Source organism: Cytobacillus sp. IB215665, assembly GCF_033963835.1.
Classification (GTDB): domain Bacteria; phylum Bacillota; class Bacilli; order Bacillales; family SM2101; genus Nanhaiella.
In genome coordinates this window covers 66390-81531 of sequence record NZ_JAXBME010000016.1, presented here as the reverse complement: position 1 = coordinate 81531, position 15142 = coordinate 66390, and the positions used below count along the sequence as shown (strand labels likewise).

Below are 15142 nucleotides of genomic sequence, written 5' to 3'. Positions count from 1 at the left end.
CCTTAGCTCTGACGTTCTAAGCTAAGGATTGGATTATAATATGAGATCGTATGAATACATTAAAAAGCATTGTGGACAGCTAACCTGTATGTTAATCGAACTGATTGGTACAACCTTTTAAAAGTGACTATTTGTCAAAGAGTAGATCATACATTCGTTATGTATCATAATGTTTAATGAATCGTACGATACACCCCGATCACTTTTCCTAATATAGCTACATTACGAAGAATAATAGGTTCTAAAGTTGAGTTTTCTGGCTGAAGTCTTATGTAGTCTTTTTCTTTAAAAAATCTCTTAACTGTTGCCTCATCATCTTCGGTCATTGCAACAACGATATCTCCATTGGAAGCAGTTTGTTGTTGCCGAACAATGACGTGATCCCCATCTAATATACCAGCTTCAATCATGCTATCTCCCATTACTTCAAGCATAAAAACATTTTCGTCAGGAGATACAAGTTTATCAGGAAGAGGGAAGTATTCTTCAACATTTTCAATCGCTGTTATTGGTTGACCAGCTGTTACCTTTCCTATGATTGGCACATTCATTACGTTATTTTTTGGGATTACATCAGCAGGATCTAAATCTAATATTTCAATTGCTCTAGGTTTCGTTGGGTCTCTACGGATTAGTCCCTTACTTTCTAGACGAGATAAATGACCATGAACTGTTGAGCTTGAAGCTAGCCCTACCGCTTCTCCAATTTCTCTAACAGAAGGTGGATATCCCTTTGATTGTACTTCTTGTTTTATGAAATCTAGTATGTCTTGTTGCCTTTTCGATAATTTTGCCATCGTTAGCACCTCATTATAATAATCTTTTCTATTGTTAGCATGTATACCCGTTCATAACATTTAAAAATTAACATCGTCTATTAACACTGTAAGGATATACTAGAAAGATTTTACTTTCATTCATTATAGCACGACTTGTTATGTATAACAAACGTAAGTTCGTAAAAATGTTGACATAAAACATTTGTTCGTATACAATAACTAAAAACGAACATGTATTCTGTTAATCAGGGGGACTTATTATGAAACAATCTAAAATTTACTATATCTTGTTTTTTACTGTTTTTATCGGCTTTGCTTTTGCACTAATTACTTCTTATAAAGATATCGAGAAAAATGATTACATTACTATTAAAGTAGAAGATGGAGATACACTTTGGGATATTGCGTCCGAGTATAGTAACAGTCACGATTTATCAATCAATGACTTTATAAGTTGGGTAGAGGATGTAAATCAAATAGCTCCTGATAGAATTTTTTATGGTGATGAAATTTATATTCCAGTGTTAAAATCAGAAGGTAATAAAATGTATGATACTTATGCTGTTAACAATTAATCGGAGGTAGAAATGGAAAAAGCAATAATATATTGTCGTGTTAGTACAAATAAACAAACACAGGAGACATCGTTAACACGACAAAAGGAAGAATTACTTCAGCTTGCAAACAGTTATCATTTTGATGTGAAGAAAGTGGTAGTAGAAAGAGCAAGTGGATATGACATGGATAGAGATGGCATTTATGAGTTATTGAATGAAATTAAGGAACAGCATATCGATGCCCTTTTAATACAAGATGAGACGAGGCTAGGTAGGGGTAATGCTAGAATAGCTTTGCTGCATTTTATTTTAAAAGAACAAGTTAAAATATACACAGTTCATCATCATGGAGAGTTACAATTGTCTGAAGCTGATTCCATGATGTTGGAAATTGTCAGCATTGTTGAGGAATATCAACGAAAAATACATAATTTAAAAATTAAACGGGGAATGAAACGAGCTATCGAAGAAGGATATAGACCTGAGAGGAATTTAAAAAACATCCATGTAAGCTCAGGTAGAGAAAGAAAGGAAATACCTATTGAGGAAATCATAAGGTTACGACAAAATAATCTCACGTTTTCAGATATAGCGGCAACATTACGTGGTCTTGGATTTGATGTGTCAAAAGCAACGGTACATCGACGTTATAAAGAATATATGCATAATAATTTAGAGTAGATGGCTAACAATAGAATGGAAGAATGCTGTAGTATACAATTTACAATTGTATACTTTTAATACGTTGTTATTGTAAGGAAAATTCGTTAGGCTGTGTTCGTAACTTTGTAACTATTGTTTACAAATTAGTACAAAATAATTTGACTTTACATGTTAGTCATCGTTGTAGAGATGAAAAGATGCCTCAACCTTTAGTTGAGTCTTAATACGAAAAACAATAATCAATGTGAAAACAGCCTTTCGTAAACTTTTGTTGCTATTATAATAACAAGAAGACAGAAAGACGGAGTTTCGTCGGATCCCCAAAATTATAAGTAGTAGAAAAGGTACCACAAAAGTTAGGTGTATACGTGCTTAAATCATAGTCTGAAAAGCAACAATCTTTATGAAATTAAACTATTAAAATGGCACTTTTGGCAATATCATTGTATTCAAGTTTAGTGGAAGGTTAGATCGTATTATAATATTGACATTATTTTCAGCGAAGAAAAGATGGGGTTAATGCTAATTGCATAAGTCTTTAGTTTTTTGTACTAAAACAAAACCGTTGAAAATGAAGCTCTCTTCTTGTAATATGTACAGAACATAATATTCTATTGTATAGAAAGGAAGCATTTACGTGTTATCAAATGAAAAAATTAATCGCATTAACTATTTGTCAAAAAAATCAAAATCATCTGGGTTAACGGATGAAGAAAAACGTGAACAACAGGATTTACGCAAGGAATATATTCAATCGTTTCGTAATTCGATGGAAAATACTTTACATTCAGTAAAAGTAGTAGATAAAGAAGGAAATGATGTTACGCCTACAAAATTAAAAAAGAGTAAGAATAGCCGTTTTCATTAAGGCTTAATTTTACAATCTTTCTAAATTATAGGCTGAATGAAGGAAGTTTAAGGATACATCATAGTATGTATCGTTTTTTGTACATACTATGATAAGATGTTTTCTTGAACAAAATGTATCTTTTTTTCACAATGTATGTACATTTGTTCATTTTGAATATATGATATGTACTATAATGATTGAAAGGGTGGTATTTTATGTCACTTAATATTGATGATTTATCTATTGCTGCAATCAGAACTTTATCGATTGATGCAATTGAGAAAGCTAACTCAGGACATCCTGGCATGCCGATGGGAGCTGCTCCTATGGCATATACGTTGTGGACTAAATATATGAACCACAACCCGTCTAATCCTCAATGGTTTAATCGTGATCGCTTTGTATTATCAGCTGGGCACGGATCAATGCTATTATATAGCTTATTACATTTAAGTGGTTATGACGTAACGATGGATGATATTAAAAACTTCCGTCAATGGGGAAGCAAAACACCAGGACACCCAGAATTTGGGCATACTGCTGGAGTAGAAGCAACAACAGGGCCACTTGGTCAAGGTATCGCGATGGCTGTTGGTATGGCTATGGCTGAAAGACATATGGCATCTACATATAATAAAGATACATTTAATGTTGTAGACCACTACACGTATACAATTTGTGGTGACGGTGACTTAATGGAAGGTGTATCAGCTGAGGCAGCATCGCTCGCAGGTCACCTTAAGCTAGGACGTCTAGTTGTGTTATATGATTCCAACGATATATCTTTAGACGGCGACCTCGATAAGTCATTCTCTGAAAGTATCAAAAACCGTTACCAATCATACGGCTGGCAGTATATTCGTGTTGAAGATGGTAATGATATACAAGAATTATCGCAAGCTATTGAAGAAGCAAAGGGTGATACTGACCATCCAACGATGATTGAGATTAAAACAGTCATTGGCTACGGAGCACCTAATAAGTCAGGTAAGTCAGCAGTACACGGATCGCCACTAGGTGCAGATGAGTTAAAATTAACGAAAGAGGCCTACAACTGGACATTTGAAGAAGATTTCCATGTACCGTCTGAAGTGTACGACAATTTCTCTGCTACTGTGAAGGATGCTGGTAGTAAAAAAGAAGATGAATGGAACCAAATGTTTGCTCATTATAAGGAACAATACCCTGAATTAGCAGCACAACTAGAAGCAGCTATTACAGGAAAGCTTCCAAGTGGTTGGGAAAAGGAATTACCAACTTATGAGGAAGGAAGTAGCCTAGCGACAAGATCCTCTTCTGGTGAGGTATTAAATGCTATAGCTAATAGTGTTCCACAATTTATAGGTGGATCTGCTGATCTAGCAGGATCTAATAAAACAATGATTAAAGAGTCAAATGACTTTATGCCAAATTCATATGAAGAAAAAAATATATGGTTTGGTGTACGTGAGTTTGCCATGGGAGCTGCTCTAAACGGCATGACACTTCATGGTGGTGTGAAAGTATTTGGTGGGACTTTCTTTGTATTTTCTGATTACTTGCGTCCTGCCATTCGCTTAGCAGCTTTAATGAAATTACCAGTAACTTATGTATTTACCCATGATAGTATTGCTGTTGGTGAGGATGGACCAACTCACGAGCCAGTTGAACAGCTGCCAGCACTACGTGCAATGCCTGGACTATCAGTCATTAGACCGGGTGATGCGAATGAGACAGCTGCAGCTTGGCAGGTGTCAATTGAAGCTACTGATAAGCCACACGCACTTGTTCTTACACGTCAGAACTTGCCTACTTTACCAAATACGAAGCGTGATGCATATGAAGGTGTAAAGCGAGGAGCATATGTTGTGTCTCCAGCAAGTAATGACAATGTAGATGCATTGCTATTAGCATCTGGCTCAGAGGTTAGTCTAGCTGTTGAGGCGCAGAAGTCATTAGCTAATGATGGCGTTCATGTATCAGTTGTTAGTATGCCATCTTGGGATCGTTTTGAAGAACAATCACAAGAATATAAAGATGCTGTTTTACCTAAAAACATTAAAAAACGCTTAGGTATTGAAATGGCTTCTTCATTAGGCTGGGAAAGGTATACTGGTGATGAAGGTGATATTTTAGCGATCAATCAGTTTGGCGCATCTGCACCTGGAGAAAAAATAATGGCAGAGTATGGTTTTACAGTTGAAAACGTAGTAAACAAAGTAAAGAACTTATTACAAAAATAAGCAAAAGAGGGCCTTTTTTAAAGGGCTCTTTTTTTTAGGTGTTTTCGCATAGATTTTTTTAATAAACACGAAAACCACTAGATTATTATGTTTACGACAACAGCCTTTCTTTAACTTCTCCAACGTAAAATAATACTTAAATGGCAACAATCAATTTCACTAGTTGCTAAAATAAAAGTGATTGTAATACCATCTGGATTAAATGAACATTCAACTTCTGAAGTAATACCTGTTGATTTAATTAATTGTTCAACTTTATTTAACTGAGACTCTTGAGCAGCGGTCATGACCTGAAGTGCAAATTCCTTAGAGTAAGCAATTTTATTTAGAACTAAAGCAGCCTCACTCATCAACTTTTGCATTTCTTTTGCGGATTTACTAAACATTGTTGTGTCAACAGGAGGAAATTGTCTGTTGTTATATGGGTGTCGACTAGTATGGTTTACATGATAGTCGTTAAGTAACTGAGGAGAATTATATATTATTTGATAATGACATGCATTAGCATCGAAATTAACTCGGGATGTAAACACCTTATCTTACCTCCTTCACTCTTTCGGTTTAGCTTTTTTTGATCGGCCGTTTTTGCATTAATATTACTTTACACGAATTGTATACACGTTTTGTCTTAGTAGGAAATACAACTATATATGTGAAAATAGCTTTCAACTTTTATATTATACGCTCGTAAACAAAATAGGTGATTATCATTAACAGAGATATTAGACAGAATTCGGCAAAACAAGTGGCTCATTTTTGCGGAATAAGACAATAATTTAAATAAGACAAGTCTATAATTAGATTAAATATGTAGGATAAAGGAGGGAACTTCGTGAGACACTATCGTATTTATTTAATTGAAGAACAATTTGCTAAACATTATTTTGGACGAGAGAAAATGCTATTACAGCTGTTTGTAGATTATGAACATGCTAATAGTGCAAGAAAACAATTACTAAAAAAACAAATAGAGTATATTACTCAACCAATCCCTACTCTTACAATCCACAAATTATTGGTGAAACAACTACACAACCAGAACGATAATAACTCTCATCGTAAGGTTCATTCCATATTATTACCTGATAATAAAAGCTATGCAAAATTAGTCGTATATGAAGAATACATGCAATTGACTGCTGAAGGAAGCTATGAAGCTGAAGCTGTATTTTTTGAGATTATAAGAAAATTCGATCCTTGTTTCTTGGCAATGGATTTACAGCTCGACCGGTATGGCTGGTTAAAACCAGTTAAAATGAATGCTTTTTAGTAATGATAGCGAATCTTTCATTACTATTGTCACACATATAATATTTTGAATGTTCTGTTAAAAAAATAAAACTACATGTTTTATATAAAAATTATTTCTTATTGAGACTTTTGTGCTCAACTATTGTATAATCATATTTGGTTTAGTACACTGTAATGTAGACAATTTGAAGGAGGAAAATAGTATGTGGGAAATAGTTCTATGGGTATCTTTAGGTTTAGTCGCTGGAGTTGCTCTAGGATTTTTCATAGCTCGAAAATATATGATGAACTATCTTAAGAAAAATCCACCTATTAATGAACAAATGTTGAAAGTGATGATGGCACAAATGGGTCAAAAGCCATCACAAAAGAAAATCAATCAAATGATGAAAGCAATGAACAACCAAATAAAATAAAGTTGTAAGGCACTCAAATGGTTGGGTGTCTTTTTATGAATTCGATTACAAATAATGAATATGGTCTGTAAATAAATGTTTAGAAGTTTTCGTATGTGTTAGATTATTCATACATATCATTTCTTTGCAATACTGATAAACATTATTTTCTATGTTTATGTATATGCACATATCTTATCATAGTAAATATCAAGCACTTTCTCACTGATGGATTAAATCTTATAGGTGAAGAAAGGGTGAGGCAAGAGACTTACCTTAGTACAACGAATTACAAGTTTACTTGACTGAGTTCAATGGGGGACAAAAGATGAGTGTTTTTAAAGACTTGATGTGGTTTTTTAAAAAAGAAAAAAAGTCATATATTTTTGGGATTCTCGTTCTATGTATAGTAGCTATGCTGGAACTAGTAGCACCAAGAGTAATAGGGATTGTTGTAGATCATATTAATGATCAGACGTTATCAATCAATCTATTATTAAAGTGGATGTTGTTATTAATTGCAGTTACTATTATAGTTTATTTTCTCCGTTTAGTATGGAGGATGATGATTTTTGGATCATCAGTAAAGCTGGCTAGGTTGTTACGAAACCAATTATTTGAGCATTTCACAAAAATGTCTCAATCATTTTACCAAAAGAAGCGTATAGGTGACTTAATGGCACATGCTACAAATGATATTCAAGCCATTCAGCAAACAGCAGGTGCGGGAGTATTAACACTTGTCGACTCAGTAGCTACAGGTGGTTTTGTATTAATTACAATGGCAGCTACGATTAGTTGGAAATTAACATTAATTTGTCTAATACCAATGCCTTTTATGGCATTAGCAACCAATTTTTACGGAACATTATTGCATAAACATTTTCATAAAGCTCAGGAAGCTTTTTCTTCTTTAAACGACAAAGTTCAAGAAAGTACTAGCGGGATAAAAGTTATTAAAACTTTTGGACAGGAAAAAGAAGACAATGAGGCATTTTTTGAACAATCTGAAGACGTAGTCAAAAAGAATGTAACTGTGGCTAAGATTGATTCGCTATTTGACCCTACTATATCTCTCATTGTTGGACTATCTTTTCTATTAGCAGTTGGGTTTGGCTCAAGATATGTCATACTAGGTGAGATGACATTAGGAGAGTTAGTATCATTTACGACGTATCTAGGTTTACTTATTTGGCCTATGCTGGCTTTTGGTTGGCTGTTTAACATTGTGGAAAGAGGAAGAGCATCATATGACCGTGTGTCTAATTTATTATCTGAAAAAGTCGACATTGACGATGATTCAAAGGATAGTAAGAAAACTCCCTCTGGTCATATTACCTATAATATTAATAGCTTTACGTACCCTAATGAACAGCAAAATGTTTTACATGAAATTAAATTTAAACTACAAAAAGGGGAAACAATTGGAATTGTAGGTAAAACGGGTGCAGGTAAAACAACTCTTTTAAAGCTCCTTATACGAGAGTTTGATAAATATGAAGGGGATATTTTCTTTGGGGAACATCCTATTGAGAAGTATTCTTTGCATGAATTACGTAGTGCCATAGGTTATGTGCCACAAGATCATTTTCTGTTTTCAAGTACGATAGCAGATAATATTGCTTTTGCTAAACCTGAAGCATCAATTTTTGAAATACACCATGCAGCAAAGCTAGCTCATATTCATGAAGACATTACCGGATTTACACATGGTTATGAAACGGTAGTTGGAGAAAGGGGTGTTTCATTGTCAGGTGGACAAAAGCAACGGATAGCAATTGCACGAGCGTTGTTGATGGATCCAGAACTTCTCATTTTAGATGATTCTTTATCAGCCGTAGATGCGAAGACAGAGGAGAAAATTCTATCGTCTCTAAAAGAGAACCGTAACGGCAAAACAACAATGATAACATCTCATCGATTGAGTGCTATTCAACATTCAAACCTCATTATAGTTATAGATGAAGGTAGGATTATGGAACAAGGGACGCATGAACAGCTAATGAATCAAGCTGGATGGTATAAAAAGATGTATGTTACTCAGCAATTAGAAGCACTTGTTGAATTTGGAGGATAAACATGGAAAAATCAATTTCTGCTAAAAAGCAGCGCCAAGTGTTATTTCGACTTCTTTCGTATACGAAAGCGCATAAAAAATCTTTTGTCATTGCATTTACTTTACTAATAACAGCTACAACAGCTGATATCATTGGTCCAATCTTAGTCAAAATATTTATTGATGACTATTTAACGCCACAAAATTTAGAATATGGACCGATTCTATTGTTAGCAATTGGATATTTAGGTTCGATTTTGGCTAAAGTCATTATTCAATATTTCCAATTATTAAAGTTTCAGCAAATAGCACTAAAAATTATTCAGCAATTACGTATTGATGTATTTGACAAAGTACATAAACTTGGTTTATCGTATTTCGATAAAACCCCTGATGGGAGCATTGTTTCTAGAGTAACGAATGATACAGAAGCAATCAAAGATATGTTTGTAAGTGTTTTAGCAACTTTCGTTCAAAACGGTGTATTTTTAATTGGTATTTTCGTGGCTATGTTTTTCTTAAATGTCCAATTAGCAATTTTTTGTTTAGTCCTAATTCCGATTATCTTTCTTATTATGAAAACTTATCGCCGTTACAGCTCTAAATATTATCAAGATATGCGTGAAAAGTTGAGTCAGCTAAATGCTAAACTGAATGAATCCCTTCAAGGTATGGCAATCATTCAAGTTTTCAGACAAGAGCGTAGATTAAGAGAAGAGTTCGCTCATATTAATGAAGGTCATTTTCGTGCGGGGATGAAGAATATTAAATTAGATGGTTTGTTATTACGTCCAGCTATAAACGTAGTTTCTACATTAGCATTAATCCTAGTGCTTTCTTATTTTGGGATTATTTCAATGGAAGGACCTATTGAAATTGGAGTACTGTATGCATTTATTAGCTATCTAGACCGTTTTTTTGAACCTGTAAATGAGATGATGATGAGATTATCACTTTATCAACAAGCCATTGTGTCAGCTGATAGAGTATTCAATTTAATGGATGAAAATGAACTAGCACCTGATAGCGGTAGTAATAACAATCCTTTGATCAAAGTCGGTAATATAGAATTTAAAAATGTTAGTTTTTCTTACGATGGTAAACAAGATATTTTAAAGAATATTTCGTTTACTGCCAACAAAGGTGAGACTGTTGCTTTAGTTGGACATACTGGTAGCGGGAAAAGTTCGATCATCAACCTATTAATGAATTTTTATCAATTTAATCGAGGAGATATTCTTATTGATGGAGTATCTATTCGAAAATATAAAAATAAGGAGTTAAGGTCTAGTCTTGGCCTCGTTCTTCAAGATCCGTTTTTATTCGTTGGTACAATTGCTGATAACATCAAGTTGAAAAATAATTCTATAAAAGAAGAGGATATAAAAAAAGCTGCACAATTTGTACAAGCTGATTCATTTATTGACAAGCTGCCGCATAAATATAATCAAGAAGTAGTTGAAAGAGGGTCAACATTTTCTAGTGGTCAACGTCAACTCATCGCTTTTGCAAGGACAATTGCAACAAACCCAAAGGTACTTATACTTGATGAAGCAACAGCAAATATCGATACTGAAACTGAGGAAGCCATCCAAGCTGCATTAACTAAAATGCGAGAGGGTAGAACGACAATAGCGATTGCTCATCGACTTTCAACAATTCAAGATGCAGACCAAATTCTCGTTCTCCATAAAGGAGAGATTGTTGAAAGAGGGTCTCACCAAGAGCTCCTGCAATTAAAAGGCCTATATTATAAAATGTTTATTTTACAAAATGGTCAATCTGATAAATTAGAAGAAATAGTATTTTAAGGAAAGCATCAAACGAGATAAGTAAGTTCGACACAAATATGTCACAATTTCAAATGAGGATTTATCTATTTTATTTGCTAGAATATAAAGAGAATCTACTACGTAGGAGTTGTTTAAATGGCTGATGTTAACATCTTTCTAGCATTTGGAGCTGGTTTTTTATCTTTTATATCGCCTTGTTGTTTGCCATTATATCCAGCATTCTTATCATATATCACCGGTGTTTCTGTTGGAGAATTGAAAGATGAAAATACCAAATTAGCAAAAAGAAGCTTACTACATACAATATTTTTTCTACTTGGTTTTTCAGTAATCTTTATTGCGATAGGATTTGGCACATCATTTATTGGAGAATTTTTTATTAACTACAAAGATTTAATAAGGCAAATTGGTGCAATATTAATTGTTTTCTTCGGTCTAGTTATAATAGGGGTCTTTAAGCCTAAATTTATGATGAAAGACGTAAAGCTCGAATTTAAAAATCGTCCATCTGGTTATGTAGGATCTTCTTTAATTGGTATGGCATTCGCAGCAGGTTGGACGCCTTGTACTGGTCCAATCCTTTCAAGTGTGTTAGTGCTAGCTGCAGCTAATCCGGGTTCAGGAGTAATATACATGACTGCGTACTCTTTAGGTTTTTCAATCCCATTTTTAATCCTATCCCTTTTCATAGGAAAAATGCACTGGATACGCAAACATAATGTAACCATCATGAAAATTGGTGGATTTATAATGATAGTCTTTGGAATTATGTTGTTTTTTGACTTAATGACGAAAATAACGATTTATCTTACTCCATTATTTGGTGGTTTTACAGGATTTTAACTCAAGAGGAGTGACGGGGACTTTTGTTCCCCGTTAATGTTTTAAAGGGTCATTTTGTGATAAATTAGGACTTTCATATCACAACAAAAGTATTGAAAAAATTGTGATTTTTCGATAAAGTATATGATGTCACTACTTTTTGACTATATAGAGCTATTAGAGTCGAGGGGGAGAAGAATTGTATGGCAAGAGTATTAATTGTTGATGATGCGAAATTTATGCGTATGACACTTGGAAACATAGTAAAAAAAGCACACCATGAAGTCGTTGGTGAAGGTGAGAACGGAAATGAAGCGATTAAGTTATACGATGAATTACATCCTGATCTAGTAACTATGGATATAACAATGCCTGGTATGGGTGGAATTGATGCAGTTAAAGGAATTAGACAAAAATATCCGCATGCAAAAATTATTATGTGTTCAGCGATGGGACAACAAAAAATGGTTGTTGAAGCAATTGAAGCAGGTGCAAAAGATTTTATTGTTAAACCGTTCGATGAGGGTCGTGTAATAGAAGCTATTAATCGAGTTATCTAATTCGATGATACGGCTTAGGTTTCTGTTGACGTAATTTGTAATAACGAATTAACGACACTACCCTTAAAGTTCATGCTTTTCTTCTTTACAACTAGGCTCCATACATAAAAGTTTTTGCTATTTTCCATGAAATTTGAGCAATTGCTCTTTCGAGTTGCATACATGCTACGAATCATTCATGTATTCGTGTCAGCTCTGAGGAAGTAAAATAGCTATTAATGTGAAAATCACCTATTTTAAAGACGATGGCATAAAACCTCATTTAAATGTTCTAGACGATCACAACATAAAAACAATGCTAATGTAAAAAACCATTTAAGAAAAGGCTTAAATGGTTTTTTTATTTATCTACTATCGTTTATAATGATGATTACGTATAATAAACTTTATAGATAAATAAGCAAAGGATTGATTTGATTGATTTACGCTTCATCAATAGTTGCAATTTTAATGGCGATTGCTGTCATCTTAATTAGAATGAAAGCAGCCAAAAAACCTACGAATGTAAAAAAAATAGTGTTACCACCAATATTTATGAGCACGGGGGCATTGATGTTTATCCATCCAATGTTTCGTGTTTCTTCAGCTGAATTGATAGAAGCATTGACAGTCGGGGCTCTCTTTTCAATACTTTTAATTAAGACTTCTAAGTTTGAAGTGAGAGGGGAAGATATTTATTTAAAAAGATCAAAAGCTTTTGTGTTCATTTTAATAGGGCTATTAATCATTAGAATCATCTTTAAATCATACTTAAGTACACAAATTAACTATGCTGAGTTGAGTGGCATGTTTTGGATTTTAGCTTTTGGCATGATTGTACCTTGGCGTATTGCAATGTATTTTCAATATAAAAAGATTTATACATCCAGGTTGGCCACGAACGAATCGGTGTAACACTTGCAAAATTTGAAGAGCTTTTAAAATAGCTCTTGTTAACAACGTTGTTGCTTTTGTTAGCAATCTAGAAACGGTTTTAATTAAATTAGAAATGATAAGATGCACAAAACACAGTTTACTCTTAGTACGAAGACAACAAACAATGATAAAAAGAGGCTGTTCTCATTTTAAAATGTCCTTTATAAAGGGAGCACTTTAATTGAGTCAGCCTCTTTTAGTAGGTGTTAAAAAAAACTTTCGTACGGTGTTAGATCAATTTGTTTTTCGCGTAAAGTGCGAACTAAAAATTTATGATCTCTCTTAGGTGTTGCTAAAATATAACCCTTGATGACTAAACTTTGTGTAATTGAGTTTGCTTTTTCCTCTAATGCTATTTCACCAATTTTCCCTGCAATCTTTTGGCGGGCAACATCCCTAAAAAGTTCAGGTACTGGCTTAACTAATTCTTCTAATAAAGCTTTTTGGTCATCAGTCCACAAGTGATACGTTTTTTCAATATAATAATCTTGCCAATCCAATTCGGATTTACCATCCTCTTTCGGAAGTCTTTTGAAGAATTTGCGGAACATGAAATAGCCTCCGATTGCAAACATGCCAATAAGAAAAACGACCCAAAACAGAATAAACCATAAAAACCAACCAGTTAACATCTTTTTCACCTCAAAAAATTCTCACGTTCATAACATCAAAATTAATATTATTATTGTTTGAGATATAAAGCAACAAATTCTATGAAAATGTTTAAAATAACATTTCGACATTAATTGTAACAATTTTCGTACATTTAAATATACAGTATATGTTAAACGTATATCTGATTATATAATATAATTGGTATAAAATATAACAAATTATTAGTAGAAGTAAACTTGCCGCAAGATTTATATGTATAGTGTTTTCTCTCACCTAACTATTGTGGCAAATTTCTACTATTAAAACGATGCCTAATGGTAAACATTATTTTTTACGGTCATAATTTAGTAGCAGAAAGAACAAAGTTTATAAAAAGAGTAAAAAGAAAAGCTCCAAAAAATCTCTACATACTGTTTGATGTCTCATTTAAAATCTTACAGTGTAGATATCTTTGAGAGGAACAAGAAATAACTACTTGTACGAGCAGTTATTTCTCATTAATATGTTTTAAACGATACAATAACGGTATGAATTTTTTATATGTTTTGTAAAATATCCACTTTTTGAAGATGCTGCCATTAAGTTTCTGTATACTTGGCTGGGAACTTCGTAGTAGTCACAAGTGATATATTTAAATTTAAGCCTTAAAATCATTCCGTTGTTATCATATCCCACTGCTTCAATTTTTGATGAATTTATTGCTTGTAGTTGCATGATATCACCTCTTTACAGAATATACATAATAAATAAAAATTGTGTTACTTTAGCTGTAAAATGGTAACTGATGCACTTTACATATCATTAAATTTTAAAGCACTCTATTTTTTGCTTGCTGGACTAGTTGGCCAGAGCTAGAATGGAGTTTCTCAAGAAGTCATGTAGACCGAAAAACAATCGTATGGGTAACGTTGGAAGGTACTTTTAATGGAGAACGATTATTGGAACAGTGTACTAAACAGCAAGTGTTGACGATACAGTTTCAGGTTTTGACGAATAAGAAGTAGGTAAGAGGGAAATACTAATGCCTGCTTTACATTGAATACTATCTCACTCCACTCTATGTTCCGTCATCCTGTTTGTTAATAACTTAACCTTTAGGCATAAAAAAACGCCCGCCTTTATATTGTTAAAGCGGACAGTTTTAGCTATAGACTATAACGGTTTTTTATAGCAGTTCAAAGCAATGTTGATTGTGACTGTATGAAATCTGTGGGGTTTATTTATTAAATCTACACAATAAGTTATATGTATGTTGGCGGGACTGCATGGGAATCGAACCCACCAAAGACGACACGCGCCTCTCAAACGGTTTTGAAGACCGCGGCACTCACCAGATGTACACCCAGCCCCACAATGATTTATAATAGTAATTTACGAGTAACATTATACAATCCACTACATAAAATCTGCAAGAGAAATTTTTTGCATATATTAATTTTAAGGTTGATAGATTAAGTCAAGAAATCTATTTATATATATAAATAATAATAATATTAAATAATTTAATGATGTTAGTTAAGATATTAGTTTCTGCAATATTGATACTAGTACTTGAATACCATAGCAAAACAAGAGTTATGCAAGTACAAATTCCTATTTTTATAATTATAAGATAAAAAAGGAAAATAATGTTTTTATATATGTTATGATAATAAATAATACTA

Annotated in this window: 15 protein-coding genes and 1 tRNA gene; 11 read left to right on the top strand and 5 right to left on the bottom strand. The window is 33.4% G+C overall.

The window, feature by feature from the left end:
- Window positions 1-173: 173 nt before the first annotated feature.
- Window positions 174-797, bottom strand: a complete 624-nt coding sequence (lexA, locus tag SLH52_RS17505) for a transcriptional repressor LexA (RefSeq protein WP_214482366.1) — start codon at window positions 795-797, stop codon at window positions 174-176.
- A gap of 242 nt (window positions 798-1039) precedes the next feature.
- Here lexA and SLH52_RS17500 point away from each other — a divergent pair, with 242 nt between their 5' ends.
- From SLH52_RS17500 to tkt, 4 genes are all read left to right on the top strand, one after another.
- The gene (locus tag SLH52_RS17500) at window positions 1040-1354 is read left to right on the top strand and encodes a LysM peptidoglycan-binding domain-containing protein (protein ID WP_214482367.1); all 315 of its coding nucleotides are present in this window, start codon (window positions 1040-1042) and stop codon (window positions 1352-1354) included.
- A gap of 12 nt (window positions 1355-1366) precedes the next feature.
- The gene (locus tag SLH52_RS17495) at window positions 1367-2017 is read left to right on the top strand and encodes a recombinase family protein (RefSeq protein WP_320210560.1); all 651 of its coding nucleotides are present in this window, start codon (window positions 1367-1369) and stop codon (window positions 2015-2017) included.
- Between the two features lie 619 nt (window positions 2018-2636).
- Window positions 2637-2867 carry a DUF896 domain-containing protein gene (locus tag SLH52_RS17490; protein WP_214482369.1) on the top strand — a complete coding sequence of 77 codons (231 nt, stop codon included), beginning with the start codon at window positions 2637-2639 and terminating at the stop codon, window positions 2865-2867.
- A gap of 197 nt (window positions 2868-3064) precedes the next feature.
- Window positions 3065-5071, top strand: coding sequence for a transketolase (tkt, locus tag SLH52_RS17485; protein WP_320210559.1), 2007 nt, complete (start codon window positions 3065-3067; stop codon window positions 5069-5071).
- Window positions 5072-5181: 110 nt separating this feature from the next.
- Here the strand turns inward: tkt and SLH52_RS17480 are convergent, their stop codons facing one another.
- Window positions 5182-5604 carry a hypothetical protein gene (locus tag SLH52_RS17480; protein WP_320210558.1) on the bottom strand — a complete coding sequence of 141 codons (423 nt, stop codon included), beginning with the start codon at window positions 5602-5604 and terminating at the stop codon, window positions 5182-5184.
- 299 nt (window positions 5605-5903) lie between these two features.
- On the opposite strand from SLH52_RS17480, the gene sirA reads away from it, so the two are divergent.
- The 7 genes from sirA to SLH52_RS17445 all read left to right on the top strand — a co-directional run bounded on the left by sirA (window position 5904) and on the right by SLH52_RS17445 (window position 12842).
- Window positions 5904-6341 (top strand): sporulation inhibitor of replication protein SirA, encoded by a 438-nt coding sequence (gene sirA, locus SLH52_RS17475; RefSeq protein ID WP_320210557.1) that lies wholly within the window; start codon window positions 5904-5906, stop codon window positions 6339-6341.
- Between the two features lie 184 nt (window positions 6342-6525).
- The gene (locus tag SLH52_RS17470) at window positions 6526-6738 is read left to right on the top strand and encodes a YneF family protein (RefSeq protein ID WP_320210556.1); all 213 of its coding nucleotides are present in this window, start codon (window positions 6526-6528) and stop codon (window positions 6736-6738) included.
- A gap of 307 nt (window positions 6739-7045) precedes the next feature.
- Window positions 7046-8794 (top strand): ABC transporter transmembrane domain-containing protein, encoded by a 1749-nt coding sequence (locus SLH52_RS17465; protein ID WP_320210555.1) that lies wholly within the window; start codon window positions 7046-7048, stop codon window positions 8792-8794.
- Between the two features lie 2 nt (window positions 8795-8796).
- Window positions 8797-10584 (top strand): ABC transporter ATP-binding protein, encoded by a 1788-nt coding sequence (locus SLH52_RS17460; protein ID WP_320210554.1) that lies wholly within the window; start codon window positions 8797-8799, stop codon window positions 10582-10584.
- A 117-nt stretch (window positions 10585-10701) separates the two neighbouring features.
- Window positions 10702-11409 carry a cytochrome c biogenesis protein CcdA gene (locus tag SLH52_RS17455; RefSeq protein ID WP_320210553.1) on the top strand — a complete coding sequence of 236 codons (708 nt, stop codon included), beginning with the start codon at window positions 10702-10704 and terminating at the stop codon, window positions 11407-11409.
- Between the two features lie 182 nt (window positions 11410-11591).
- Complete coding sequence (locus SLH52_RS17450; protein WP_320210552.1) at window positions 11592-11948, top strand: response regulator; 357 nt, start codon at window positions 11592-11594, stop codon at window positions 11946-11948.
- 417 nt (window positions 11949-12365) lie between these two features.
- On the top strand, window positions 12366-12842 hold the full coding sequence (locus SLH52_RS17445) for a cytochrome c biogenesis protein CcdC (RefSeq protein WP_320210551.1): 477 nt from the start codon (window positions 12366-12368) through the stop codon (window positions 12840-12842).
- A 227-nt stretch (window positions 12843-13069) separates the two neighbouring features.
- Here SLH52_RS17445 and SLH52_RS17440 read toward each other — a convergent pair whose 3' ends face one another.
- The 3 genes from SLH52_RS17440 to SLH52_RS17430 all read right to left on the bottom strand — a co-directional run bounded on the left by SLH52_RS17440 (window position 13070) and on the right by SLH52_RS17430 (window position 14828).
- Window positions 13070-13495 (bottom strand): DUF2621 domain-containing protein, encoded by a 426-nt coding sequence (locus SLH52_RS17440; RefSeq protein WP_320210550.1) that lies wholly within the window; start codon window positions 13493-13495, stop codon window positions 13070-13072.
- A gap of 490 nt (window positions 13496-13985) precedes the next feature.
- Window positions 13986-14192 (bottom strand): KTSC domain-containing protein, encoded by a 207-nt coding sequence (locus tag SLH52_RS17435; protein WP_320210549.1) that lies wholly within the window; start codon window positions 14190-14192, stop codon window positions 13986-13988.
- 539 nt (window positions 14193-14731) lie between these two features.
- A tRNA-Sec gene (locus SLH52_RS17430) sits at window positions 14732-14828 on the bottom strand.
- Between the last annotated feature and the right edge of the window lie 314 nt (window positions 14829-15142).